The 4,275-nt window shown below is 51.9% G+C and carries 3 protein-coding genes; 2 read left to right on the top strand and 1 reads right to left on the bottom strand.

The window, feature by feature from the left end:
* Window positions 1-92 precede the first annotated feature (92 nt).
* Window positions 93-1,811, top strand: coding sequence for a GMC oxidoreductase (locus ACESLU_RS12260; RefSeq protein WP_372638934.1), 1,719 nt, complete (start codon window positions 93-95; stop codon window positions 1,809-1,811).
* Window positions 1,812-1,887: 76 nt separating this feature from the next.
* A complete protein-coding gene (locus ACESLU_RS12255) occupies window positions 1,888-2,463 on the top strand; it encodes a gluconate 2-dehydrogenase subunit 3 family protein (protein ID WP_372638933.1) in 576 nt (191 codons plus the stop codon).
* 39 nt (window positions 2,464-2,502) lie between these two features.
* Here ACESLU_RS12255 and ACESLU_RS12250 read toward each other — a convergent pair whose 3' ends face one another.
* Window positions 2,503-4,230: a glycoside hydrolase family 10 protein gene (locus ACESLU_RS12250; RefSeq protein ID WP_372638932.1), complete on the bottom strand. Its 1,728-nt coding sequence runs from the start codon at window positions 4,228-4,230 to the stop codon at window positions 2,503-2,505.
* Between the last annotated feature and the right edge of the window lie 45 nt (window positions 4,231-4,275).

Raw genomic sequence — 4,275 nt, 5'->3', positions numbered from 1 at the left:
CAAATAGCAGATAAAAGACATGCAAATTTCTTGCATATATCCTTTCACTCATCTATGTTAGCATTGCAAGATATGTAATTTAACAAAGGATCATGGAAAAAAAGGAATATAATATTTCAAACCCTCCGGAAGAATATGATGCCATTGTCGTGGGTTCCGGTATCTCGGGGGGGTGGGCTGCAAAAGAGCTGACCGAAAAAGGACTCAAAACGTTAGTGCTGGAACGTGGCCGTGACGTAAAACACGGTGAAGACTACAAAACCGAGCACATGCCTCCCTGGGAAGCCGAGTTCAGGGGACAGGGGAACCGGAAGCTTTTTGAAGAAGAGTATCCCATGCAGCTCCGGTCGGATGTCATTAATGAATATAATTACCACTTTTTTGTAAACGATAAGAAGCATCCCTACCAGACCGATGAGGAGAATCCATTCTTATGGGTTCGGGGCTACCAGGTAGGGGGACGTTCATTGACGTGGGGACGTCAAACCTACCGGTGGAGTGATCTCGATTTCGAAGCCAATGCGCGGGAGGGGATCGGCGTGGACTGGCCCATCCGCTATGAAGACATTGAGCCCTGGTACGAATATGTGGAAGAGTTTGTTGGCATTAGCGGACAGGAAGAGGGACTGGATCACCTGCCGGACAGTATCTTTTTGCCGGCGATGGATCTTAACTGCGTTGAAAAAGATGTCAGGGAAAAAATTGAAAATAATTTTGAGTACCGGCATTTGACGATTGGCCGGTGTGCCGTGCTGACTGAGCCTCACAAGGGACGCGGTGCCTGTCACTATTGCGGGCCCTGTTCTCGGGGGTGCAGTGTCGGCGCTTACTTTTCCAGCCAGAGCAGTACCCTGCCCGCGGCACGTAACACCGGTAATCTTACGCTCCGTCCCAACAGCATTGTCCACAGCGTTATCTATGACAAGGAAACCAACCGCGCCAGGGGCGTTCGCGTTGTTGACCGCCTTACCAATGAATCCAAAGAGTTTTATGCCAGGGTGATTTTTCTGAATGCCTCTACCCTCGGGAGTACCCAGATCATGCTCAACTCAACATCCGATGCCTTTCCGAACGGCATCGCCAACTCGAGCGGGGTGTTGGGACACTACCTGATGGACCATCATTTCCGTGTGGGGGCCTCCGGTAGGTTTGAAGGATATGAAGATCGCTATTATCACGGCAACCGGCCCAACGGCATCTATATTCCCCGATTTCGAAATATCAACGAGCAGACCAAACAGGAAGATTTTGTCCGCGGCTACGGTTTCCAGGGACGTGCTTCGCGGCCCAGCTGGGGACGCGGAAGCGGCATGGAGGGATTCGGCAAAGAGTTTAAGCAAAAGCTCAGAGATCCGGGCCCCTGGAGTTTCGGCATGACGGCTTTCGGGGAAATACTGCCCTACGAAGACAACCACGTCAAATTAAGTACCGATAAAGAAAATGAATGGGGCATTCCACAACTTGAAATTCACGCGTCTATCAGGGAAAATGAAGAAAACATGCGGGAAGATATGGCTGAAACTGCCGTAGAGATGCTGGAAGCGGCCGGTGGAAAAGAGGTCAGCCCCTATTTTGGAGAATACCTGGTGGGAGAAGGCATCCACGAAATGGGAACGGCACGGATGGGACGCGATCCCAGCACATCGGTTTTGAACGGGCATAACCAGACACACGACGTGCCGAACCTTTTTGTTACGGACGGCGCCTGTATGACGTCAGCCGCCTGCCAGAATCCCTCTCTCACCTATATGGCGTTAACAGCCCGCGCGGTTGACTATGCGGTTAATGAACTGAATAAAAGAAACCTATAATCACAATTACCGTCCTGTGTTGAGCCAGGACCTCAAAGCTCGTGATTTACAACTCAAGATCCAAGATTAAAACACTATGGACAGACGCGAAGCCATAAAACAACTCGCCTTTTTGAGTGGAGGAGCTCTTTCTCTGTCAACCGTAGCCGGGATTATGGGAGGCTGTACGGCTGAAAACGGGGGCGGCGGCAGCTTCACCCCTCAAACATTATCCGATGCCCAGCATGAATTGGTGATCCAGCTTTCGGAGCGCATTATACCGGCCACCGATACCCCCGGCGCCAAAGCGGCCAGGGTAAACCAATATATCGACCATATGCTTACAAACTGGAACACGGAAGAGGAGAAAGACCATTTCCTTGAGGGACTTGGCAAAGTGGATGAACTGAGCAACGACCAGTTTGACAGCAATTTCGTTGATCTCGGGGAAGCGGACCAGATCACTCTCATGGAAGAACTGGAACGGGAAGCACAGGATAACCCGAAACCCGATTCAAACCTGAAGCCGTTCTTCTCTATGATGAAGGAGTTCACGGTAGTGGGCTATTATACGTCCGAAATCGGAGCATCGGAAGAACTCAACTCCAATATTGTCCCCGGTCATTACAACGCCTGCATGCCCTATTCCGAAGTAGGCCGCGCCTGGTCATAATTATGGACGGATTACGAGTGCCCTTTTTCAGATATCAGGTCACTCGGTGACAATTGTTACTTCTCTGACTAAATAGGGTTCACTTTCATTGCCGAGCTCATCGACCAAAGAGATCGCTGCACCGGTAAAGGGCCCGTGTCCATTTTCCGGCGGCAGTGTAATCCGTTCTTTCCATCCCGGGTGGATGCTGGTCTCCCAGTGGTCTCCATATCGCTGCTTCACGACCCAGAGCCTGGGGTCCGTATCCGCTTCTTTTTTCCTCCCCCTCCTTGGTTTTACCTTTACAACATAACGGTCGCTCATATCCAGCACTTCGGCAGCGGGCCGCGGCGGCGGGGTATCACTCAGCCAGGGCGTAGCAGGCACCAGCGCTTCCTCCGCATACAATCCTGAGAGTGGGTCCATACCGTCCGTATTCTCCATAAGAGACTTCATGCTAAAGTGGATGCTGCCGGTCGCTCCGCGGTGACGTTTTGTAATTTCAATCTGTCGTTCAATTTCCTGTTCCGTCCACGCATCAGCTCGTGCGTTCAGTTTACTCGTGTAAATACCCGGCCAGAGATGACGCTGCTTCTCATTTTGCTGGTGCCACCATTCCAGCAAGACCGGAAAGCTCTGCGACTGCTGTTCAACGGGCCAATACAGCTGTGGAGCGAGATAATCGACCCATCCCTCCTGCAGCCACTTGCGGGCATCGGCATAAATCCTGTTAAAGGCGTCAAACCCCTTAATCTGCCGGGGATAGCCGGGCCGCCAAATTCCAAAAGGAGAAATTCCGAAGCGGACGTGCGGATCAATGAGCTTGATTTCCGTGTTTAGCCGCTGGATAAACTTATTGACATTCTGCCGGCGCCACTCACTGCGGTCCTCTATCCTCTTCCGCTGTGCCTGCTGCCCGTAGGACCTCGCATCCGGAAAGGTGAGATGCTCTCCATTGCTTTTACGCAGAGGGTAGGGATAAAAATAATCGTCCAGGTGCACGCCGTCAATATCATATCGCCGAACGACATCGGTAATAATATTGATAGAATACTGCTGAACTCTCTCCTGCCCGGGATCAAGCCAGAAGTAACTGCCATAGCGGACCACCATCTCGGGATGCAGGTTTTTAATATGATCCGGGGCCAGCCCTCCCTCACCCTCAGCGGAAGGATGAAACGCCCGAAAAGGGTTAAACCAGGCATGAATTTCCAACCCGCGACGGTGTGCCTCCCTAACTGCAAATTGCAGCGGATCGTAAAATGGCTCGGGAGTTTTACCCTGCTGCCCGGTAAGGTACACCGACCAGGGCTCAAAAGGGGAATGATAGAAGGCGTCGGCAGCGGGACGCACCTGCAGGATAATCGCATTCAAACGTAACGATTTCGCCCGGTCCATCATGGCTGTGAGTTCCTTTTTTTGCTGTTCAACGGGGAGTCCGGGCTCGGAAGGCCAGTCAATATTATCGACGGTAGCAATCCACGCGCCCCGAAATTCACGGGGCGTACCGGGAATATCCGCATACGGTGTTTTGATTGAATAGGTCAGGTGGGGACTTACAGGCTCTGCCATCGCAGGCGGGCGGTGCGGGGGGATTTCAGGTTCTTCCGGCGCCGGGGGGTCAGCGTGCTTTTCCGGCTCATCGGCTCCCCCTCCGCTTGTTATGGGCCGTGGGGATGAACATCCGAAGCCAAGAACGACCATAACAAGCAGCAAGAACAGGCACGCTCTTTGAGCCCGTCCGGCAGCGTGACCGAGAACAGATTGTGAAAAAATGGAGCTATTCATGAACACAACAATAGTATGTTATATTTATATGTCAATCTTTTTTTT

It is taken from the genome of Fodinibius sp. (assembly GCF_041642155.1).
In the GTDB taxonomy this organism is placed as follows: Bacteria; Bacteroidota; Rhodothermia; order Balneolales; family Balneolaceae; genus Fodinibius.
This window is presented reverse-complemented; position numbering and strand designations above follow the sequence as displayed.